The sequence below is a fragment of the Streptomyces sp. UW30 genome (genome assembly GCF_008042075.1).
Taxonomy (GTDB): domain Bacteria; phylum Actinomycetota; class Actinomycetes; order Streptomycetales; family Streptomycetaceae; genus Streptomyces.
Genome location: NZ_RDBN01000054.1, coordinates 17,932 through 39,530 on the forward strand (window position 1 = coordinate 17,932; position 21,599 = coordinate 39,530).

A 21,599-nucleotide genomic window follows, 5' to 3' on the forward strand; every position below is an offset into this window, starting at 1 on the left:
AGATCGGAAAGCCCAGGACCAGGGAGCCCGGAGACGGCCGCTCACCTCCGGCCGGGGCATGGCACAGAAGAGGGACGCACTGCACAGTGACCGCGTGGACGGGCGACACCGAACGGATCAGCTGGGGCACGGCCGCCCGCATGGACCGGACGGAGGACCGGCTGCTCGGGCGCGAGCGCGAGGAGCACGAGGTCCTTGGCCGCCTGACCGACCCGGACGGCCCGCGCCTGCTGCTCGTGCGGGGCGAACGGGGAGTGGGGCGCACCACGTTCGTACGGGCCGTCGGGGACCGGCTGCGGGAGCAGGGGACCGCGGTGCTTGCGATGGAGTGCGCTCCGGCCGACGGTGAACGGCCGTTGCTGCTGGCGCTGCGGCTGGTCATGGCGCTGGAGGAGCACCGGCCCGCAGCGGAGCGCCGGTGGCCGGCCGGACAGCCCCTCGCGCGGGCGCTGTCCGCCGTGGACCGGCGCGACGGGCCGGCGATGGACGCGCTGCTGCGTGCGGCACTCGCCCAGTCCGGGCCGGTCGCCGTGCTGGTGGACGACGCCCAGCACGCCGATGCGGCGTCCCTGGCCGTGCTCCGCGGGATCCATTTCACGCGGCTCGCGCCGGCGGTCCGGCTGGTGGTGTCGGCGGCGCTGCACGCGGGCGGAGCGAAGGACGGCCGCCACCGCGCACCCGACCGTGCCGGGAGCACCCCGGGCCCGGAGCGGACGCCGGGCCGCGACGGTCCGCGCGATGCCGTGGAACGGCTGGCGGGGGTCGAAGGGGCCCATTCGGTGGTGCTGTCGCGGCTGGGCCCCGAGGACGTCACCGCGATGGTGGCCCAGCGGTTGCGGGCGACGCCGGACGCCACCTTGGCCCTGCGGATACACGAGTGCTCGCGTGGGGTCCCGGGGGCGGTCGACGCCATGCTCACCGGCTGGGAGCGTAAGGGCGAGATCCGGATCACCGACGGTCACGCCTTCGTCGGCACGCACGCGCCGTTGCCGGTGCTGCCGGACGACGACCGGTTCGTCAGGGCGCTGGACGCGCTGGGCGAGCCGTGTCGCACGGTGGCCGCGGCACTGAGCGTCCTGTGGCCGTTCGGCCTTGCGGCCCTGGAGCTGATAGCGGCTTGGACGGGCCTGTCCCCCGGCGTCGTCGGCGACGGCGTGCGCGACCTGGTCGGGGCGGGAATCGTCGACGGCCTGCCCGGCCCGGACGGCACCACGGTTCGGGGCTGGACGTTCCGCCTTCCGCTGATGGCGCACACCGTCGCGGGGCGGCTCAGGCCGTTGGAGCGCGGCCGGCTGTCCGCCATCGCGGTCGAGGCGCTCTGGGCGGACGCGGACGCGGCGGACGCCGGGCAGCCGGTGCGCCCGGCGGTACCCCTGCTCGACGAGGCACGGGCGCGGACCTACCTGGCGGACCGGATCGCGGACGCGGGCACCCTCGTCGACCGTGAACGCGCGGTGACGGAGTTGACGGCCGCCGCGGAACGGGTGCGGCCCGGCACCGAGGACTGGGCGACGCTGCGCTGGCTCCGGGCGGCCGCCCAGCTGATCGAGCACCCCGCCGCCCGCGCCCCGGCCCTGCAGCGGTGGGCCCGGGCCGCCTATGTGGCGGGCGACTACCGGACCGGGCGGGCCGTCGCGCAGCGGCTGCTGCGCAACCCGGGGCACACGCTTTCCCCGTCGGATCTTCAGGCGATCGCCCAACTCCTCGTCGGAGTGACGGTCAACGAGCTGGACTGGCGGACGCTGTCCCGGCTGACGACGGCACAGTGGTGGGACGAGCTGCCGGTGCCTGCCCTGGCCAAGGTGAGCGGCCGGGCCCTGGCACTGTGCCATCTGGCGAGGTGGCAGGAGGCGTGGGACCTGCTCTCGCGGACGGAAGCGGTGTGGAACACCAGTCCGCGCTGCCGTGCGACACCCCGGGCCTTCCGCGCCGCGGCCGCACGCGCGATGGGCCGCCCGGAGGCCTACCTGCGCGAACTGGCCCTGCCCGACGCGCCGGCACTGCCCGTAGGCCAGGTGTACGCGCTCGCCGGGGCCATGTTCGACGAGATGATCGTCGGCTACGACCGGAAGGCGGCACAGACCCTGCTGAAGTCCCGTGGGATGACGGTGGAGATGCTGCCGCCGCTCAGCCGGTTCCTCTGGTACCACCTCACGGGCCGGTGGGACGAGGCGCTGGAGTCGGGCCGCCGGCTGCTGGCGACCGACGATGTCCAACTCCCCGCGTCGGACGGCTTCCTGCTGCCCGCGCGGACCGCGGCCATCCTCCTCGCCCGGGGCCGTACCAGCAGTGCCCTGCGCGTACTGGAGAGCGTGCCCGGCATACAAGGGGCGCCGCCGTCGTGCTCCCTCACCGCCACCGAGGCGGAGGTGCTCGGCACTCTCGGCGACCTGGACGGCGCCGAACGGGCGCTGCGCCGCGGGCTGGACCGGGCTCACGAGCACGGCCAGGTCCAGGGCACGGACGAGTTGTGGGCCCCGCTCGCCGAGGTGACGGCCGGGGCGGGGCGCACCGCCGAGGCTTTGACCTGTCTGGAGCGCCTGGGGCGGATCGCCGCCCGGTCGGGCAGCGAGCGGACGCGGTTGCTGCATCTGCTGGCCTCGGCCCGGGTCCTGCGGTCGGACTCCCCCGACATCGCCCGCGCACATCTGCGCAGGGCGGTGGACCTGGCCCGTGCACGCGGCCTGCCGTGGGAGACGGCGACCACTTTGGCGGCGGCCGCCGAGGCGGGCGCGGGTCCGGCCACGCTGCTGCACGAGGCGTACGAACTGTTCGGCACGACCGGTGCCACCCTGTGGCGCTTCCACACCAGGACGGCGATGCGCCAGGCCGGGCTCACCGTCGCCGGCCGTAAGCAGGCCACCGCCGAGAACGAACACCTGCTGGCCGTCCTGATCGCCGAGGGGCTCACCAACCGCCAGATCGCCACCGTCCTGCGGCTCAGCGAGGACGCGGTCGCCAACCGGCTGTCCCGGCTGTTCACCCGCACCGGAATGCGCTCCCGGACCGAGGTCGTCGCAGCCGTGCTCACCGGCTCCCTCTGACCTCGTCCCGGACGTCCGTCGGCATCGGAAGCGAGCGTGCGGCGGCTCGCGCCAGGTTTCCCTGCCCTTAGCCGATGAGGGGGCCACGCAGCCGGAACAGCTGATTGCACATGGCACCATCTTGATCAGCACCACCAGTGAGGCGTCGGCAAAGCAAGCGTGCGGCTCCGCACAGCAAGTCTCGCTCGCTGCACCGACGTCGGTTTTCCGGGCCGGCCCTCCCCCTGGGGCCGAGGCCTTGCTTCCGCTCCCCGGAAAGGTACGTCCAGCATGGGATCCACCCGATCAGGACCGGCCGCGCAGCGACGTTCGAGCCCCCTCCCGACAGTGGCCTCACCGGCAAGGCCCGCCACCGGGTTCGACGGATAAACGCGGGTCACCGTGGACACCGATAAATAGCGTATGTCACATGGGATCACGATCCCGGCCATTCCACGGGGGAAAGGAAGGACATGCATGTTTTCGGGAGACAACGATGTCGTGCAATCCTTCGGGCAATCCCCGCCGGCCATCAGGGTCTTCGGGCCCATGAAGGTCCGGTTCGGTCAGTTGGATGTGCCCCTGGGCTCTCCGCGGCAGCGCGCCCTGTTCGCCGTGCTGCTCATCAACGTCGGCAAAACGGTGTCGGTGCACGACATCATCAGCTCCATATGGGGGCCTTCCCCGTCCACGTCCGTCATGGGCACGCTGCATTCCTATGTGTCGCGTCTGCGCAAGGCGATCTCCGAGACGATGACGACACAGCACGAGGTCCTCGTGAGCATGCGTCATGCGGGTCCCGGATACCAGCTGGACATTTCCCCGGACGACACCGACGTCCACCGTTTCGAAAGCCTCGTGGAGTTCGGACGCCTGCGGCTCGCCGCCGGTGACCTGACCGGGGCTCACCACGCGATGGACCAGGCCCTGGCGCTGTGGACCGACACTCCCTACGGCGAACTGGCGGCCTACGACTTCGCGACGCTGGAGGCGACCCGCCTTGAGCAACTGCGCCTGCAGGGCCTGCAGATATGGGCCGACTCCTGCCTTGGCCTGGGTTCCTACGACGAGGTGGTCCGGGAACTCGGCAGGGAGATCCGGCACAATCCGATGCTGGAACGCCTGGGCAGCCGGCTGATGCTGGCGCAGTATCACAGCGGTTCCCCGGCCGAGGCGCTGCTGACGTACGAGCAGATCCGCTCCCATCTCTCCGCGGAACTCGGCGCCGACACCAGCAAGGAACTGCAGGAGATCCACCAGGCGATCCTGCGCCAGGACCTGCCGGCTTGCCGGCCCGGCCCGGCCCGGGAGAGCCGGCCCGCGCAGCGGCCCGGCGCCGGGAGCCGGGAGGTCACCGTCCCCCAGCCACGGGCGGCCAAGGCGGCACCGCCGATGGGCAGCCTCGTCGGGCGGGAGCAGGAGTTGGCGCAGCTGCGGTCCTTGGTGGCGGGGGAACGCCCCATGCGCACGGTGCTGGTCACCGGCGAGCAGGGAGTCGGCAAGACCCGCTTCCTCAAGGAGCTGGAGAAGGAACTGGCGGCCACGGACCGGGAGGTGATCTGGGCCCACTGCGCCGGGGCCGGGGCGAGCGCCCGCCGTATGTGGCACCAGGTCGTACGGAAGGTGCTGCGGGCGCGGGGAGGCAGACTCGATGCGCCGGTCGGCGAGTTACCCGGCGCGTTTCCCGCCCGCGAGCACGACCGGCCCTCGGAGCACGACACCGGCCGCCTCACGCACCTCGACGACACCGCCTACCAGCATGCCGTCGTACAACTGCTTCTGGCCGGCGGCAAGCCCGTGGTGCTGATGCTGGAGGATCTGCATCTCGCGGACGCCTACACCATGCAACTGCTGCACCTGCTCACCGTGGAGGTCCCCGACGCCCGTCTCGTGGTGATCGCGACGGTGCGCGAGCACTGCCTGGCCCTGCGCCCGGAGCTGCGGCGCGCGGTGGCCGATCTGCTGCGCACGGACGCCGTGGGCAACCTCCATCTCACCGGGCTCTCCCCGGTCGAGGCGCACGCCCTGATCCACGAGCTCCATGGCGCGCCCGTCCCCTGGTACCAGGTGTCCTTCCTGCACCGTGCCGCCGGCGGGAACCCCTACCTGCTCACCGGGCTGGCGAAGCTGAAGGATCTGACCGGCATCCACAAGGATCTGCTGGGCGCGGTGCCCTTCGCCGTGCGGACCGTCCTTCAGTGCCGGCTCGCCGAGTACCCGGCCGAGGTGATCGCCGTGCTCGAAGTGTGCGCGGTGATGGGGCCGGTCATCGACCACTACCTGGTGAACGCGGTGCTCACCCAGCTCAGGATGACCGGCTCCGTGAATGACGCGCTGCAGACCGGACTGCTCACGCGGAATCCCGACGACCCCGGCGACCTGCGGTTCAGCCAGTACCTGGTCCGTGAGCACGTGCTCGCCGGGCTGGACACGATGTTCAGGGCACAGGTCCACCTGGCCATCGCCCAGGCACTGGCCGACGCCACGGCGCACGGCTCGCGGTGGGTCGTCGGACCGGACATCGGTCATCACTGCGCGCAGGCGGCCAAGGTCCTGGATCCGACGGAGGCGGTGCGTCCGATGGTCGCTCTGGCGGACCGGGCCGAGGGTCAGCGGCGTCAGACCGAAGCGTGGATGTGGCTGGCCCAGGCATCCGCGGTGCTGCGCGCGCGTCCGCTGAAGGGCGGGGCCGCCCAGGCCGAACGCACGCTGCGGGAACGCATGGCCCGGCTGACGGCCGGGGCCTGTGACGGATGCCGGACGCAGCCCGACTCCGGTCCGGGCAGAGGGAAGACACCCCGCGGAAAAGCCATCCTGCAGAAATTCCCTGTCTCGGCGTGCTGCGACAAGCGGAACCTGGCGGCGGGGATTGCAGCATGCCTGCACCACGCTTGACGCAATTCTTGATTTTCGCTTGAGGACGGCGCTTCTTGACGCATTCTTGCGCGCCCACCACCGAGCGAAAACAACGGTGTTCCGGGACTGTCGAGGCCGCTAATGTGAAATCCGCTCGGCTGGGCGCCTATTTCGTACCAGTCCTCATGACAGCCCACCGAACGGACAGGAGAATTCTCTTGACCACTTCGATGCCCTCCGTACGGCCAGAACAGCGCCATCTCTCGACCGAGATACCCGGGCCACGCTCCCGCGCCCTCGAAGAACGGCGCCGGGCGGTCGTCGCCCGCGGCGTCGGCAGCGCGGTGCCGGTGTACGCGGCGGCGGCCGGGCCCGGCCTGCTGCACGACATCGACGGCAATGCCCTCATCGACCTGGCGTCCGGCCTCGGCGTGACGGCGGTGGGCAACGCGGCCCCCCAAGTCGTCGACGCCATACGGGAACAGGCGGGCCGATTCACCCACACCTGCGTCCTCACCAGCCCCTACTCCGGCTATGTCGAGGTCTGCGAGGAACTGGCGAGCCTGGTCCCGGGCGCCCACGCCAAGCGGAGTGTCCTGCTGAGCACCGGCGCCGAAGCGGTCGAGAACGCCGTCAAGGTCGCCCGCGCCGCCACGGGCCGCACCGCGATCGTGGCCCTCGACCACGCCTACCACGGCCGCACGAACCTGGCCCTGGGTCTGACGGCCAAGAACGCGCCCTTCAAGCAGGGCTTCGGCCCGTTCGCCCCGGACATCCACCGGATTCCCACCTCGTACCCCTATCGCGACCCGGAGGGGATGACCGGCGAACAGGCAGCGCGGCGCGCCTTGGAGGCGCTGGACCGGCAGGTCGGCGGGGACAACGTGGCCGCTGTCGTCGTCGAGCCGATCCAGGGCGAGGGCGGGTTCATCGTGCCGGCCCCCGGCTTCCTGTCCGCCCTGCAGGAATGGTGCCTGGAACACGGGGCCCTCTTCATCGCCGACGAGATCCAGACCGGGTTCTGCCGCACCGGCGCCTGGTTCGCCTGCGAGCACGAGGACGTCGTACCGGACCTGGTGATCACGGCCAAGGCGCTCGCCGGCGGGCTGCCGCTGTCCGCCGTGACCGGGCGCGCCGAACTCATGGACGCCGTGCAACTCGGCGGATTCGGCGGCACCTACGGCGGCAACCCCGTGGCCTGCGCGGCGGCCCTGGCCGCGATCGACGTGATGCGCACCCACAAGCTGACGGAACGGGCTCAGGCGATCGGCACCACCCTGTTCACCCGCCTGGACGCCCTGGCCGGCCGGCATGAAGCCGTGGGCGAGGTTCGGGGGCGCGGGGCGATGGTGGGCGTCGAGATCGTCCGGCCGGGCAGCAACCGGCCCGACCCCGAGCTGGCGCAGCGCCTCGTGAAGGCGTGCCAGGCACGGGGAGTCCTCCTCCTGACCGCCGGAACCCATGGCAACGTCCTGCGTTTCCTGCCCTCCCTGGTGATCCCGCTGCCCCTGCTTGCCGACGCGATCGACGTCATCGAGGAGTGCTGTGCCGAACTTATGGACTGACGCGTCCGCTTCGGCTGCCGCACTGCCCGTGAGCAGGCTGGGCACGCTGAAGGTCCCGGCCCAGGGGCTGGGCTGTCTCAGCATGAGTTCGTTCTACGGGCAGTCGGACCGAGCCGAGGCGATCGCCACCGTCCACCAGGCGGTCGAGCGGGGCGTCACCCTGCTAGACACCGCCGACGTGCAGGGGCTCGGCGAGGGCGAGCGGCTGGTCGGCGCCGCCATCGCCGGGCGACGCGACCGTGTGCTGATCGCCACCAAGGTGGGCCTGGAACGCTCGGCGAGCGGTGAGTTCCTGGGGGTGCGCGGGGACCGGGACTACATCCGGAGCCGGTGCGAGGGATCGCTGCGCCGGCTGGGTGTGGACCACCTGGACCTCTACACCAAGCACTGGGCCGCTCCCGGGGAACGCATCGAGGAGGCCATGCAGGCCATGGCCGAACTCGTCGCCGAGGGCAAGGTGCGCCATGTGTGTCTGTCGGAGGTGTCCGCCGACACGATCCGCCGGGCCCACGCGGTGCATCCGGTCACCGCGGTGCAGAGCGAGTGGTCCCTGTGGACGCGCGGTATCGAGCACGATGTTCTGTCGACGTGCCGTGAACTGGGCATCGGTGTCATCGCGAGCTGTCCGCTCGGCCGCGGCTTCCTCACCGGAGGCGTCACCTCGCAGGCCGGTCTGCGACCCGAGGACTTCCGGCGTACGCTGCCCCGTTTCACCGAGCGCAACATCCGCCTCAATCTGGCGCTCATCGGCAGACTGAGCGCCGTCGCCCGCCGGCTGGACGTCACCCCCGCCCAGCTCGCCCTGGCCTGGATCCATCATCAGGGCGACGACATCGTCCCCATCCCGGGTACGGCCCGCAGGGACCACCTCGACGAGAACCTGGCCGCGGCCTGGCTCGCCCTGTCCGCGCGGGACCTGTGGGAGATCGAGGAGGCGGTGGCCCCGGAGGACGTGCACGGGGAGCGCTACGGCGACTTCCTGATGGAGCTGGTGGGCAACTGACCCGGCATGCCAAGGCGCCGCTTCCCTCAACCGGGGAAGCGGCGCCCAGCGTTCGGACCGAACCGGATCAGTCGGCGGACATGCCCTGCGGGGACCCTATGTAGGCGACCCCCGGGAAGCGCAGGGCGAGATCGCGGACCTGGCCGGCCACCCGCTCGGGGGCCTCACCGCGCAGCAGGATCCGCTCCAGGATCTCGGCCACCTCGGCCATGTCGGCCTCCTTCATGCCACTGCGCGTCAGCTCCTGTGTCCCCAGGCGCAGGGCGGGCAGACCGTCACTGCTGGGCAGGGGGACCGTCGTACTGCGGATGTTCGCCTCGGTCAGCAGCCTTCCCCAGCCGTGCGGTCCCTGTTCCTCGGGGATGTACGCCCAGACCTGGTGGGTCTGCGTCCAGCCGAACTCCTCGCCCGCCACGCTGAAGCCGCGCCCCGCCAACTGGGCGGCCAGTTCCCGGGCGTTGGACACGATCTGCTCGGCGTGCTCCACCCGGCAGGGCAGCAGTTCCTCCAGTGTGACCGCGAGCGCGCCGACGCTCCCGGCGTGCGAACTGGACGCCGTGAACGGAATCCGTTCCACGACCTTCTGTGCCAGGGCCTCGTCGTTCGTGACCAGCAGGCCCTTCTGCGGTCCGGGCAGGGTCTTGTGGGTGCTGCCGGAGATGGTGTCGAAGCCGCCGTCCAGCACCAGGGTCTGCGGCGCGGCCGGCAGGATGCCCAGCAGATGCGAGGCGTCCAGGCACATCAGGACGTCCGGTGCCGCCTGGCGCAGCAGCCGGGCGTCGGGAAGGCGCAACATGCTGGACGCGTCGAGGTAGATGGCGTCGACGGGGTTCTCTTCGAGCTCGGCGGCCAGCTTGTCGTAGTCGATCAGCAGGTTCTTGCGGTCGAACGGCAGCCGTGAGATGGAGTGCCCGAGGCCCTCGCAGACCGTGATCGTGGCGTAGTGCCCGCCGTCCTCCGGGTGCAGGACCATGACGCGGCTGCGGGGAGGCACCAGGGCGGTGATGGCGGTGTACATGGTGTGGAGCCCGGACAGGAAGTGCACGCACCCGTACCGGGCGCCGTAGAACTCCTTGGCGAGTTCGACGCAGTAGTCGTACACCTTGTCCAGCCCCATGACGTCCCCGTAGTGGGACACGGGCCCCTCGACGTACGGGTAGCGGTTGTTCGCGTCGCTGGACAGTGCCTCCCGCGCCCGCGGGGAGAGCCTGTTCTCGATGGGGAAGAGATTGAGGCTGGGCTGGCGCCGCAGGACTTCCAACACGTCCATGGAAAACACCTCTGGTCACCTGGGAAGCGGAGATCGCTGACTGCGCAGATGCTGACAGCGCCCGCTTGGCACGCACTTGGCATCCACTGACCGAGCAGGCTCGGACGGGCCGTCCCGGGCACGAGCGCCGCAAGGGGATGTCCATGCCGCTGCAAGACACGCTCGGCACACTCGGCGGTGCCCAGGCCGGCACGCCAATCCGTGCCGTCTGGACGAGCACACGCCTGATTCAGGGACTTCCCCACAGAGGAGCTGCCATGTCACGTGTCTCCACCGGCCCGAGCACTTCCCCGACGACCGCCCACGCCCTGCTGCGGCGACTCCACGACCACGGGGTGCGCACCGTGTTCGGCGTGGTGGGCCGGGAGGCGGCGTCGATCCTCTTCGACGAGGCGGAGGGCATCGACTTCGTCCTGACCCGTCACGAGTTCACCGCCGGCGTCGCCGCCGACGTGCTGGCCCGCATCACCGGCCGGCCGCAGGCCTGCTGGGCCACGCTGGGCCCCGGCATGACCAACCTGTCCACCGGGGTCGCCACGTCCATACTCGACCGGTCCCCGGTCATCGCACTCGCCGCCCAGTCCGAGTCGCACGACATCTTCCCCAATGACACCCACCAGTGCCTGGACTCGGTGGCGGTCATGGACCCGATGACCAAGTACTCCGTGGAACTCCAGCGGCCCGACGACATCACCGACCTGGTGGACTCCGCGATGACCGCCGCGATGACCGAGCCGGTGGGCCCCAGCTTCATCTCCCTGCCGGTCGACCTGCTCGGCGGCGCGATCGACACCTCGGTGGAACACCCCCCGGCGAGGACTCCGGCCAAGCCGATCGGCGCGGTCGAGGCCGGCTGGGAGCAGGCCGCGGACCAGGCCGTCGACCTGCTCAGGTCGGCGCAGCACCCCGTGCTGGTCGTCGGTGCCGCGGCCATCCGCTCCGGCGCCGTGCCCACCATTCGCGCACTGGCCGAGCGGCTGCAGATCCCCGTGATCACCACCTACATCGCCAAGGGCGTACTGCCGCACGGGCACGAGCTCAACTACGGCGCGGTCACCGGCTACATGGACGGCATCCTGTCCTTCCCGGCCCTGGAGACCCTGTTCGGGCCGGCCGACGTCATCCTCACCATCGGCTACGACTACGCCGAGGACCTGCGGCCCTCGATGTGGAAACGCGGCGGGGAGAAGACGACGGTGCGGGTGTCGCCGACGGCGAACCCGATTCCGCGGGTCTACCGCCCGGACGTCGACATCGTCACCGACGTGCAGATGTTCATGGAGTACCTGGACAGCCGGACGGCCGACGTCGCCGCGAAGACCCCGCACGACATCACGCCGCTGCGGGAGCGGATCGGCGAGTTCCTGGCCGACCCCGACCAGTACGACGACGGCATGCGGGTGCACCAGGTCATCGACTGCATGAACACCGTCATGGAGGAGACCGCGGAGTCCGGTGAGGGCACCATCGTCTCCGACATCGGGTTCTTCCGGCACTACGGGGTGCTGTTCGCCCGCGCCGACCAGCCGTTCGGCTTCCTCACCTCGGCGGGCTGCTCCAGCTTCGGCTACGGTCTGCCGGCGGCGATAGGTGCCCAGCTCGCCCGGCCCGGACAGCCGACCTTCCTCATCGCGGGTGACGGCGGCTTCCACTCCAACAGCGCCGACCTGGAGACCATCGCCCGGCTCAACCTGCCGATCGTCACGGTCGTCGTCAACAACGACACCAACGGCCTGATCGAGCTGTACCAGAACCTCGGCCACCACCGCTCCTTCGACCCGGCGGTGAAGTTCACCGGCGTCGACTTCGTCGCGCTCGCCCGCGCCAACGGCGTCGAGGCGATCAAGGCCGGTACGCGTGAGGAACTCCTTGCCGCGCTGCGCAAGGGTGCGGGGCTGGGGCGGCCGTTCGTGGTCGAGGTGCCGGTGAACTACGACTTCCAGGCCGGCGGCTTCGGCGCCCTGAGCATCTGATCATGGCGCGGAACCTCCCCGCCTCCGTCGGCTTCCTCGTCGAGGTCAGCGAGGACGGGGGCTCGCCCCTCGACCCGGTCTTCGCGTCCCTCGGCTCCCGGACCGAACTGAGCGAGCGTATTGACGGTCAGAGCCTGCGCGCCGTCCTCCTGCACTCCGGTGCCCCGGACAGCGCTCACGCCCACGCCCGGGGCACCACGGTGATCCTCGCCGGGGAGCTGTACAACCAGGACGAGTTGATCCGGCTGCTGCCCGGTGACGCGTCCCCGGTCGGCGACGCAGCCCTGGTCCTCGCTCTCTTCGCCGTCTACGACGTGCACGCGTTCCGGCTGCTGAACGGGCGGTTCGCCGCACTGGTCGGGTCCGCCGGCCGGACCGTGCTCGCCACCGACCATGCGGGGTCGGTGCCCCTGTACGCCTGCGCCACGGCCGGCCGGGTCCTGGCGGCGACCGAGGCAAAGGCGTTGCGGGCGGCTCCGGCCGGGCGGCCGATCGCCGCCCGGCCGGTCCGCCGGCTGGCCGGCGTCCACCAGGTACCGGCCGGCACCGTGCTGGACATCGCGGTGGGCACCGGGAAGTGCGTCGCCCACCAGACGTGGACGCCGCCGCTGGGCCGCCGGATCGTGTCGGAGAACGAGGCGGTCGACTCGGTCCGCCGGGTTCTGGAGCGTGCGGTGGCGGCGCGCACCGGCAGCGACACGCCCTTGGTGGTGCTCTCCGGGGGCATCGACTCCTCCAGCGTCGCGACGCTGGCCGCCCGCCGGTCGGCGGGGCCCATCGACACCGTCTCCATGGGCACCGAGGAGGCCGACGAGTTCCCGCAGGCCCGCGTCGTGGCCACCCATCTCGCCTCCGCGCACCGGGAGATCAGCATGTCCACCGCCGACCTGTTGCGGCAACTGCCGCACGCGGTATGGGCGGCGGAGTCCCTGGACCCGGACATCATCGAGTACCTGCTGCCGCTGACGGCCCTGTATCTGCGACTGGAGGGGCCGGGCCGGCGGATCCTCACCGGGTACGGCGCCGACATCCCGCTGGGCGGCATGCACCGCGAGGACCGGCTGCCCCAGTTGGACACGGCCGTCTGCCACGACATGGCCACCTTCGACGGGCTGAACGAGATGACGCCGGTGCTCTCCGGCATCAGCGGCCACTGGTCCACCCACCCCTTCTGGGACCGTGACGTCCTGGACGTGCTGGTCGGTCTGGAAGCGGGGCTGAAGCGCCGTTACGGCCAGGACAAGTGGGTGCTGCGCGCCGCCATGGGCGATCTGCTGCCGCACGAGGTCGTCATCCGTCCCAAGCTCGGCGTGCACGAGGGCTCGGGCACCACCTCCTCGTTCACCCGGCTGCTGACGGAGTCGTCGGTGCCGCCCGGGAGCGTGCACCGGGCCAAGCACCTCGTCGTACAGCAGCTGTTCGACCAGGTCGTCGTCGAGGGCCGGCACCCGGACGAGGTGAAGACCGACGCGGTCGTGCAGTGGGCCGCCGACCGGTTGGACGCCGACGCCCGGACGGCCGCCCAGTGACGTGCGACCCGTCCACCGGCCACCTCTCGACCCCGCACCGTCCGTCCCACCCCGGATATCTGCACCGAACAGGGACTACACCGTGAATCGCATCGACACCAACATCTCCCCCCGCTACGCGCAGATCCCCACCTTCATGCGCCTACCGCACGACCCGTCACCCCACGGCAAGGACGTCGTGGTCATCGGCGCCCCCTACGACGGCGGCACCAGCTACCGGCCCGGAGCCCGCTTCGGTCCGCGCGCCGTGCGCAACGAGTCGGGCCTCATCCACGGCGTGGGCATCGACCGCGGGCCCGGCACCTTCGACCTCATCAGCTGCGTGGACGCCGGGGACATCGACCTGACCCCGTTCAACATGCACATCGCGATGGACACCGCCCAGCAGAGGCTGACCGGCCTGCTCGCCGACAACGCCGCCTTCCTGATGATCGGCGGCGACCACTCGCTCACGCTGGCCGCCCTGCGCGCGGTCTCGGGCAAGCACGGCCCCGTCGCCGTACTGCACCTCGACGCGCACTCCGACACCAACCCCGCGTTCTACGGCGGCGAGTACCACCACGGCACCCCGTTCCGGCACGCCATCGAGGAAAAGCTCGTCGACCCGCAGCGCATGGTGCAGATCGGGATCCGGGGGCACAATCCACAGCCCGACTCACTGGACTACGCCCGCGGGCACGGAGTGCGGATCCTCACGGCCGACGAGTTCTGCGCGCTCGGCCCCGAGGCCACCGCCGCCCTGGTCCGTGAGCAGGTCGGCGACCTGCCGGTCTATGTGTCGGTGGACGTCGACGTCGTGGACCCGGCCTTCGCGCCGGGCACCGGAACACCCGCTCCCGGCGGGCCCACCTCGCGCGAGGTGCTCGCCCTGCTGCGCGGAGTCGGCGACCTGCGCCCGGTGGGCTTCGACGTCATGGAGGTCTCGCCGCTCTACGACCACGGCGGCATCACCTCCGTGCTGGCCACTGAGATAGGAGCCGAACTGCTGTACCAGTACGCGCGCTCCGTCACCCGAGAAAGGAAGAGCTCGTGACCGTGATCGACTGCTCGGAGTACTCCGCCCATCTGCTCGGGCTGACCACCCGGTTGCCCCAGATCCCCCGCAAGGACCTGTACGGCTTCCTCGACGCCGCGGGTGAGGCCGCCGCCGACCTCCCCGAGGACCTGGGAGCGGCGCTCGACGACTTCAACGCGGGCGGCAACCACGCCGGTTACCTGCTGCTGCGCGGCCTGCCGGTGGAGCGCGACGACGACCTGCCGGACACCCCCACCAGCACCCCGGCGCCCGTGGACCGCCCGCTCCAGCGGATGGAGGCGATGCTGGGGATCGTCGGCCGCCGCCTGGGCCTGCACACCGGCTACCGGGAGCTGCGTTCGGGCTCCGTGTACCACGACGTGTATCCCTCGCCGGGCGCGCACCACCTGTCCTCGGAGACCTCCGAGACCCTGCTGGAGTTCCACACGGAGATGGCGTACCACGTCCTCCAGCCGAACTATGTGATGCTCGCCTGCTCCCGGGCGGACCACGAGCGCAAGGCGGCCACGCTGGTGAGCTCGATCCGCCGGGCGCTGCCCCTCATCCCCGACGAGGTCCGCAGCCACCTCTACGAGCGCCCCATGCCCTGCTGCGTGGACGTCGCGTTCCGCGGCGGCGTCGAGGACCCCGGCGCCATCGCCGACGTCAGGCCGTTCTACGGCGATCCGCAGGACCCGCTGCTCGGATACGACCGTGAACTTCTCGCGCCGCGGGAGCCGGCCGACGTCGAAGCCGTGTCCGTGCTGTCGAAGGCGCTCGACGAGGTGAGCGAGTCGGTGCGCCTCACCCCCGGCGACATGGTCATCATCGATAACTTCCGCACCACGCACGCCCGCACACCCTTCAGCCCGCGCTGGGACGGCAAGGACCGCTGGCTGCACCGGGTCTACATCCGCACGGACCGAGGCGGACAGCTGTCCGGTGGCGAACGGGCCGGTGACGTCGTGGACTTCGCGCCGCGCCGGTAGTCCGTCGCACGGTCACTGGCGGCGTGGGCCGGCCCGGGGAGGGCCGGCCCACGCCGCCAGTCGGTTGTCCAAGGTCCGTATGTCCACCCGGTACAGGGAAGAATGCCAGGGTCCGCCGGACGCCTGGTGAGCACTTCCGTCGGCCGGTGGACCGATATCCGCTTCCAGGGAGACGATCGACCATGACAGACAGCGCAGCCTTCGATCCGCGAGGGTTCGCGGTGCACACCGCGCCCGTCGGGCTGGCGGACGACGGACGCGACGACTTCACCGTGCTGATGTCCACGGAGCCGGCCGTGGTGAGTGCGGTCTTCACGCGTTCCCGCTTCGCCGGGCCCAGCGTGCTGCTGAGCCGTGAGGCGGCCGCGGACCGCGGCGCCCGGGGTGTCGTCGTGCTCGCCCGCAACGCGAACGTGGCCACCGGGGCGCAGGGCGAACGCAACGCGCGCGAGGTGCGTGCCTCGGTCGCCCGGGCGGTCGGCCTGGCCGAGGACGAACTGCTCATCGCCTCCACGGGCGTGATCGGCAGGCAGTATCCGATGGAGGGTATCCGGGACCACATCAAGACCCTTGCCCCGCCGGCTGCCGACGGCGGCTTCGAGCGGGCGGCACGGGCCATCATGACCACGGACACCCGGCCCAAGGTGGCCCGCAGGCGGGTCGGCGACGCGGTGATCACCGGCATCGCCAAGGGCGTCGGCATGATGGAGCCCGACATGGCCACCCTGCTGACCTTCTTCGCCACCGACGCCCGGCTGGACCCTGAGGAGCAGGACCGGGTCTTCCGCCGGGTCATGGACCGGACGTTCAACGCGGTCAGCATCGACACGGACACCTCCACCAGCGACACCGCGGCGCTCTTCGCCAACGGCCTGGCGGGGCCCGTGGACCCCGTGGCGTTCGAACAGGCCCTGTACGAGGTGGCGTTGGAGCTGGTCAAGAGCATCGCGTCGGACGGCGAGGGCGCGAGCAAGCTCATCGAGGTGCGGGTGGGCGGGGCCCGGGACACCGCACAGGCCAAGCGCGTCGGCAAGGCGGTGGTCAACTCGCCGCTGGTGAAGACCGCGGTGCACGGCGGCGACCCCAACTGGGGGCGGGTGGCCATGGCGATCGGCAAGTGCTCCGAGGACACGGACATCGACCAGGACAAGGTCGTCATCCGGTTCGGTGAGGTGGCCGTCTACCCGCCCGGTCGGCACGGCGGGCGCGACGAGGACGAGGTGCGCGCCGCGGTGGCCGAGCAGATGCGCGGCAGCGAGGTGGTCATCGGCATCGATCTCGCCATCGCGGACGGTGCCTTCACCGTGTACGGCTGCGACCTGACCGAGGGATACGTCCGGCTCAACGCCGACTATTCGACGTGAGCGCGAGCGCCCCTCACCCCGAGCGGGGGTGAGGGGCCGCGCCGCGTCTACCAGGTGTCGAGGTGCATCACCTCGTCGAGCGGCTGTCGCGGCGCGGGCTTGAAGTCCGTGCCGATCGAGTACGCCGTCGGAAGCAGTGCCGCCTGGACGACGCCGTCGGGAATGCCCAGCAGCTCGGCTATCTCCTTCTCGTACATCAGATGCAGCGTGGTCCAGGCGGACGCCAGCCGGCGCGCCCGGGCGGCCAGCATGTAGCTCCACCCTGCCTGGACGATCGACCCCCACATGCCCGCCTCGTTGTACTCGGGCGCCGCGCTCGCGTCCAGGCAGGGGATGACGTGAACGGGCACCTCGCTCATCCGCTCACCCAGGTAGGCGACGCTGCTGCCCACGCGCTGCTGCACCGCGTGACGTGCCGGGTCCTCCGGGTACAGCGTGCCGCACGCCCCCTCCGAGCCCAGATACGTCTGCACCGCGCGCTGGTAGAAGCGACCGATCTCCGCCCGCTGCTTCGGGTCCGTGATGACCATCCAGTGCCAGGTCTGCCGGTTGCTCCCGGTGGGGGCCTGCAGGGCGACGTTGATGCATTCCTTGACGAGTTCCAGCGGCACCGGGCGGGTCAGGTCCAGCCGCTTGCGCACGGATCGGGTGGTGGTCAGCAGTTCGTCGGGGTTCAGTTCCAGCAACGACATGGGTCATCCCTTGGTGTTGGCGGTCCGCGGGGACCGGGGTGGTGGGTGGACGAGCACCGCTCACACGCGGGTGCGAGCGGCACGCCGGTCGGGGTGGGTCAGGACTGCAGCACGGGGTCGGCGTCCTCGGGCGCCGGTGCCCGGCGCAGACGCGCGAGGACGAGGTGGATGCCGGCCGCCACAAGCCCCAGCGCCAGGCAGGCCGTCCAGACCGCGGTCGTGCCGGACGCCTCGATCAACTGGCTGCCGAGCAGCGGTGCCAGGGCCACGGACGTGCTCCACACCATCAGCAGCCTCCCCTGATAGCCGCCCTGTGCGTGGGGTGGTGCCAGGAGGGCCACGAGCACCATGCACGTGGGCCAGACGACGATCTCTCCCAGGCTCCAGAGCACCACGGTCGCCGCGTAGCCCGGCAGGGTGTGGACGAGGCCGGTGAGGCCGAAGCCGACGGCGGCGAGCACGGTGGCCGCGGCCAGTGCGGACTCCGGCCGCAGCCGCTGCGCGAATCGGCCGAGCGGCAGTTGGAACACCGCGATGACCAGGCCGTTCACCATCATGGCCGTGCCGTACTGCGCCGGGGTCAGCCCCTGCTCCGTCATGGTCAGCGGCAGTGCCACCAACGGCTGTTGGAACATGACCCCGAGCAACAGCACCGAGCCGAGCAGCACCAGCAGGGAACGGTCCCGGCAGACGGCTCCCGTCCCCCGCCCGACGGGTCGGTCAGGCGGCTGGGCCGACTCCGGCCGGGTCTCCGGGAGGTAGCGGTAGACGATCACGCCGGCGACCAGGTTGGCGCCCGCGTTCACCAGGAACAGCACGAGGAAACCGTGCTCCGCGGCCACCCCGGCGGTGACGGCGGCGACCGAGAAGCCGAGGTTGGTCGCCCAGTACAGCAGGGAGAAGGCACGCGGCCGGTCGGCCTCCTCCACCAGGTCGGTCACGGCCGCCGCCCGGGCCGGCCGGGTCGCGTTGAGCCCCACTCCCACGACCAGGGTGCCCGCGAGCAGCAGGACCTTGCTGTGCGCGGCGCCGAGCCCCAGCATGCCGACGACGGTCAGCGCCTCGCTGGCCAGCAGAACCGCCCTGCGGCCGAGACGGTCCGCGAGCACTCCGCCGACCAGCGAGGCAAGGCCGCTGCCGATGCCGAACACCGCCATGACCACGCCGGTGAAGGACACCGAGTAGCCCCGCACGGTCGTCAGATAGATGGCGAGGAACGGTACGACGAAGCCGCCGGCGGACGTGATGAGCGTTCCGGCCCACAGCCACCAGAACGCCCTCGGCAGTCCTTCGAGGGCCGAGGCCCGCCGCTTCACGAGCCGTTCTCCGCCGTCTCGCGCCGCGGCACGAACCCGGTCGGCACCGTCTCCTCGGTCCAGCACAGCGGTTCACGGCCGAGGTGTACGCGCAGGGTGTCCGCCGCGAAGTCGATGCCGCTGCTGACCTGGACGAAGTGGTGCATGAAGCCCCCGCCGCCGATGCGCGCGCCCATCTCCAGCAGGACCGGCCGCACCCCGCCGACCAACCGCAGCTCGGTGTGCGTGGCGCCCTGGTCGACGCCGAAGGCCCGGTGCGCGGCGACGACTTCCGCCTCGATCGCCGACAGGATCTCGGTGGGCAGCTGGGCCGGCGCCCGTAGCGTGGTCTCCTCGAAATACGGCCCCGTGATCTCCCCCTTCCAGGCGATGGCGCCGATCCGTACCCGGCCGTCGTGGACCAGGGACTCGGCGGAGATCTCGGGCCCGTCCAGGTACTCCTCGACCAGGACGCCGCCGCCCCCGCCCGTTTCGACGGGCTTGTGGGCACGGGCCTGAACCAGCTCCCAGGTGCGGCCGACGGCCTGTTCGAGCTGCTCCTTGTCGTCGACGCGGATGACGCCCAGGCTGGAGAATCCGCGGACCGGCTTCACCACCACCGGGAAGCGCAGCGTCAACGCGTCCGTCCAGTCCTCCGCGCGCTCCAGGAGGACGAACCCGGGCACCTCGAGGCCCGCCTCGCTCAACCGGCGTCGCATGGCGCGCTTGTCCCGCACGATCGCCGCGGCCTGCTCGGACAGGCCGGTGAGCCCGAGGGCCTTCGCGGCACGGGCCGTGAAGGGCACCACCAGCTCGTTGCCCGCCATGATGCCGTCGAAGGGGTCGGCGCGGTGGCGCTCGACGAGTGCCGAGAGCGCGCTGTCCGGGTCCCCTTCGACGTCCAGGGGCAGCACCTCGGTGACCGCGGTGGCCTGCCGCGCCGCTTCGACGCTGGTTCCCGTCCAGGGGACGAGCACCACGTCGACGCCGATCCGCTGGGCGGCGTCGAGCACCCACGGGGTGGTCAGGAGCTGGCCGACGAGAACTATCTTCGGGCGTTGCGCCATGGCGATCTCCGAGGAGGAAGACGGCTGAGGAGCGAGTCGCCGGGTGGGAACAGAACCGAGCCGATCCCGATCACCAGCGACCCGCCGCACAGCCTGTCCTGTCGGCCTTGACGCACTCTTGCAAGCGATGTGACGCACCGGCACCGGACGCCGGGGGTGCTGGGCAACGCGGCGTCCGGCACCGGCTTGCAGTCGGTGGGACGACGCCTTGCACGATTCTTGTCGTGGTGCGCCGGCGCCCGGCGCCGACCCGTGCCCGGCTGCGGCTCAGCCTCGGACGGTGACTCCGAAGCGCGACCGCAGGCGCCACACTTCCCACGCCGAGACCGCGGTCACCGACAGCGGTCCGCCCAGCAGGGAGCAGAACTGGGCCACCGGCGGCCCCGCCGGCATGCCGCTGTCGATCAGATTGAAGATGGCGAGCACCCACACCAGTACGCCGGTGACCACGGGCGGCAGCATCGGGTGGACATGGGCGGTGTTGAAGGCACTGCGGGCGGAGTACAGCGACGCGAGGACGAAGAAGGGCAGCCCCCAGAAGATCGCGACCATCAGGACGAGCGCGAGCGGATACACCTGCCAGCCGTGCAGGCTGTCCTTGAGTCCCGTCCCGCCCACGTAGATGACCGAGGCGAGGACCACCAGGGTCAGCACGTACCAGCCGGCCGCCTTTGCCGGGGCGCCGAGCCGGGAACGCATGTGCGGCCGCAGGTGTGGGGGCGCGTAGAGGATGAATCCGAGGATGACCAGCGGCCCTGTGCAGATCAGCAGGACGGGCGTGATGAGCGCGTTGGCGAAGCCCGCCTCCGCCGCGTTGTTCCAGCGGTCCTTCTCCACGCCGTAGACGAGGATCAGCGCGAGGGTGGCCAGGACGCCGAGCACGGTGCGGGCCACCTGGACGCGGTCCACGGTGCGGTCCACTATCCGGCCGTCGCCCTGCTGCACGAAGAGCCGGGTGGCGACGCGGTGTGCGGAGCGGATGATGGCGAAGGCGAGGTAGAACGGGGAGAAGTACGACAGGCAGCTACCGCGGCGGCGCGCCGCGGGAGCGGGGGCGCCGGGCGGCGGGCCGTAGGGGTACGGGTTCGGATTCGGGTACGGGTTCGGCGCGGGCGGGCCGTAGGGGTTGCCGCCGGTGTGGGGCCCGTAGGCGTTGTTGGGGCCCCAGCCCTGGCCGCCCGGTCCGTTGCCGCCCGGTTGTCCCGAGCCGGGTCCAGGACCCCATCCCCCCGTTGCCATGGCCTCTCCCACCGTTCGTTTCCGGCCAGTTGCTGTGTGTCGTCTGTCGACTTCGCGGCAGTGTAGTTGCTCCTGGGGTACGGGCGGTGGCGGGCGTGGGGAAGGTCCATGGACGTTGAGCCGAGTCAGCTTTCCGGCGCCGCGCCGAGGTCGAGGCCGGTGAGGGCGCCGACGGGGTCGAGGTCCGGGGTGCCGCGCGGCCACCAGTCGTCGTGGCCCGGTTCCGACTCGTACGGGTACCAGAGGCCGTCCCGGCCGAGGCGGAGCTGGAGATGGCCGCGGGGGTGGGTGAGCCGGTTGCGCCAGGGGCGGAAGGCGGGCAGGTCCGCGGCGAGGAGGAGAGGGCGGGCCCGGTCGAAGCGGCCGGCGGGTGGGTCCCAGGGTTCTTCGAGGACGGTGAGCCCTTCGAGGCCGCCCTGGCGCCAGGCGGCGACCGCGCGGGCCAGCTCGGCCGGGGTGCGGTCGGCGGCGGAGGCGAGGGACGAGTACAGGGCGCGCGTGGATGCGGTGAGGCCGGAACCGGGACGGGCGGCGGCGAGCCGGATGGCGTCCTGCCACAGGGTCAGTTCGGCGACGGGGTCGCGGCCGGTGCCGAGCAGGACGTGCGCGCGGGCGGCGGCCTCCGTCGCCAGCTGGTCCAGCGCGAAGGAGTCCGGGCCGCCCGGGGACGCCGGGTAGACGGGGGGCTGCTCCGGATGCGGGGGCGTGGGCAACGGGGC

14 protein-coding genes and 1 pseudogene are annotated in these 21,599 nt (G+C 71.5%); 9 read left to right on the forward strand and 6 right to left on the reverse strand.

What is annotated here, in order from left to right; all coding sequences use genetic code 11:
- The first annotated feature begins 86 nt into the window (after nt 1-86).
- The 4 genes from EAO75_RS43270 (at nt 87) to EAO75_RS43285 (ending at nt 8,447) form a co-directional block, all read left to right on the forward strand.
- Nucleotides 87-3,044 (forward strand): LuxR family transcriptional regulator, encoded by a 2,958-nt coding sequence (locus tag EAO75_RS43270; RefSeq protein ID WP_261989679.1) that lies wholly within the window; start codon nt 87-89, stop codon nt 3,042-3,044.
- A 528-nt stretch (nt 3,045-3,572) separates the two neighbouring features.
- Nucleotides 3,573-5,918 carry a BTAD domain-containing putative transcriptional regulator gene (locus EAO75_RS43275; protein ID WP_187284831.1) on the forward strand — a complete coding sequence of 782 codons (2,346 nt, stop codon included), beginning with the start codon at nt 3,573-3,575 and terminating at the stop codon, nt 5,916-5,918.
- Between the two features lie 191 nt (nt 5,919-6,109).
- On the forward strand, nt 6,110-7,444 hold the full coding sequence (gabT, locus tag EAO75_RS43280) for a 4-aminobutyrate--2-oxoglutarate transaminase (protein ID WP_148000650.1): 1,335 nt from the start codon (nt 6,110-6,112) through the stop codon (nt 7,442-7,444).
- Between the two features lie 28 nt (nt 7,445-7,472).
- Nucleotides 7,473-8,447: an aldo/keto reductase gene (locus tag EAO75_RS43285; protein ID WP_261989680.1), complete on the forward strand. Its 975-nt coding sequence runs from the start codon at nt 7,473-7,475 to the stop codon at nt 8,445-8,447.
- Between the two features lie 67 nt (nt 8,448-8,514).
- On the opposite strand, the gene EAO75_RS43290 is transcribed toward EAO75_RS43285, so the two are convergent.
- Entirely contained in the window at nt 8,515-9,717 is a 1,203-nt protein-coding gene (locus EAO75_RS43290) for a serine hydroxymethyltransferase (protein ID WP_148000640.1), read from the reverse strand.
- A gap of 257 nt (nt 9,718-9,974) precedes the next feature.
- Between EAO75_RS43290 and EAO75_RS43295 the strand changes: the two genes are divergently transcribed.
- The 5 genes from EAO75_RS43295 (at nt 9,975) to argJ (ending at nt 16,587) form a co-directional block, all read left to right on the forward strand.
- Nucleotides 9,975-11,690 carry a thiamine pyrophosphate-binding protein gene (locus tag EAO75_RS43295; RefSeq protein WP_148000641.1) on the forward strand — a complete coding sequence of 572 codons (1,716 nt, stop codon included), beginning with the start codon at nt 9,975-9,977 and terminating at the stop codon, nt 11,688-11,690.
- A gap of 2 nt (nt 11,691-11,692) precedes the next feature.
- Entirely contained in the window at nt 11,693-13,219 is a 1,527-nt protein-coding gene (locus EAO75_RS43300) for an asparagine synthase-related protein (RefSeq protein ID WP_148000642.1), read from the forward strand.
- A gap of 82 nt (nt 13,220-13,301) precedes the next feature.
- Nucleotides 13,302-14,252 (forward strand): agmatinase, encoded by a 951-nt coding sequence (gene speB, locus EAO75_RS43305; protein ID WP_148000643.1) that lies wholly within the window; start codon nt 13,302-13,304, stop codon nt 14,250-14,252.
- The gene (gene cs1 / locus EAO75_RS43310; RefSeq protein WP_148000644.1) at nt 14,249-15,223 is read left to right on the forward strand and encodes a clavaminate synthase Cs1; all 975 of its coding nucleotides are present in this window, start codon (nt 14,249-14,251) and stop codon (nt 15,221-15,223) included. Before speB ends, cs1 begins: the two co-directional genes overlap by 4 nt.
- Before the next feature lie 182 nt (nt 15,224-15,405).
- The gene (gene argJ, locus EAO75_RS43315; protein WP_148000645.1) at nt 15,406-16,587 is read left to right on the forward strand and encodes a bifunctional glutamate N-acetyltransferase/amino-acid acetyltransferase ArgJ; all 1,182 of its coding nucleotides are present in this window, start codon (nt 15,406-15,408) and stop codon (nt 16,585-16,587) included.
- A gap of 47 nt (nt 16,588-16,634) precedes the next feature.
- Here argJ and EAO75_RS43320 read toward each other — a convergent pair whose 3' ends face one another.
- From EAO75_RS43320 to EAO75_RS43340, 5 genes and pseudogenes are all read right to left on the reverse strand, one after another.
- Nucleotides 16,635-17,279 carry a nitroreductase family protein gene (locus EAO75_RS43320; protein ID WP_148000646.1) on the reverse strand — a complete coding sequence of 215 codons (645 nt, stop codon included), beginning with the start codon at nt 17,277-17,279 and terminating at the stop codon, nt 16,635-16,637.
- Between the two features lie 98 nt (nt 17,280-17,377).
- Nucleotides 17,378-18,595: an MDR family MFS transporter gene (locus tag EAO75_RS43325; RefSeq protein WP_187284832.1), complete on the reverse strand. Its 1,218-nt coding sequence runs from the start codon at nt 18,593-18,595 to the stop codon at nt 17,378-17,380.
- Nucleotides 18,592-19,641: an acetyl-CoA carboxylase biotin carboxylase subunit family protein gene (locus tag EAO75_RS43330; RefSeq protein ID WP_148000648.1), complete on the reverse strand. Its 1,050-nt coding sequence runs from the start codon at nt 19,639-19,641 to the stop codon at nt 18,592-18,594. The genes EAO75_RS43325 and EAO75_RS43330 overlap by 4 nt, the downstream gene beginning before the upstream one ends.
- Before the next feature lie 267 nt (nt 19,642-19,908).
- Entirely contained in the window at nt 19,909-20,880 is a 972-nt protein-coding gene (locus EAO75_RS43335) for a hypothetical protein (RefSeq protein WP_148000649.1), read from the reverse strand.
- Between the two features lie 125 nt (nt 20,881-21,005).
- A pseudogene (locus EAO75_RS43340) lies at nt 21,006-21,599 on the reverse strand (hypothetical protein); the annotation flags it as partial.

Bases quoted from the DNA above. Each gene is read 5' to 3' on its own strand.
- EAO75_RS43275 (WP_187284831.1), top strand. From the start codon at position 3,573: ATGAAGGTCCGGTTCGGTCAGTTGGATGTGCCCCTGGGCTCTCCGCGG.
- EAO75_RS43330 (WP_148000648.1), bottom strand. From the start codon at position 19,641: ATGGCGCAACGCCCGAAGATAGTTCTCGTCGGCCAGCTCCTGACCACC.
- EAO75_RS43320 (WP_148000646.1), bottom strand. From the start codon at position 17,279: ATGTCGTTGCTGGAACTGAACCCCGACGAACTGCTGACCACCACCCGA.
- gabT (WP_148000650.1), top strand. From the start codon at position 6,110: ATGCCCTCCGTACGGCCAGAACAGCGCCATCTCTCGACCGAGATACCC.
- EAO75_RS43335 (WP_148000649.1), bottom strand. From the start codon at position 20,880: ATGGCAACGGGGGGATGGGGTCCTGGACCCGGCTCGGGACAACCGGGC.
- EAO75_RS43300 (WP_148000642.1), top strand. From the start codon at position 11,693: ATGGCGCGGAACCTCCCCGCCTCCGTCGGCTTCCTCGTCGAGGTCAGC.
- EAO75_RS43295 (WP_148000641.1), top strand. From the start codon at position 9,975: ATGTCACGTGTCTCCACCGGCCCGAGCACTTCCCCGACGACCGCCCAC.
- EAO75_RS43290 (WP_148000640.1), bottom strand. From the start codon at position 9,717: ATGGACGTGTTGGAAGTCCTGCGGCGCCAGCCCAGCCTCAATCTCTTC.
- argJ (WP_148000645.1), top strand. From the start codon at position 15,406: ATGACAGACAGCGCAGCCTTCGATCCGCGAGGGTTCGCGGTGCACACC.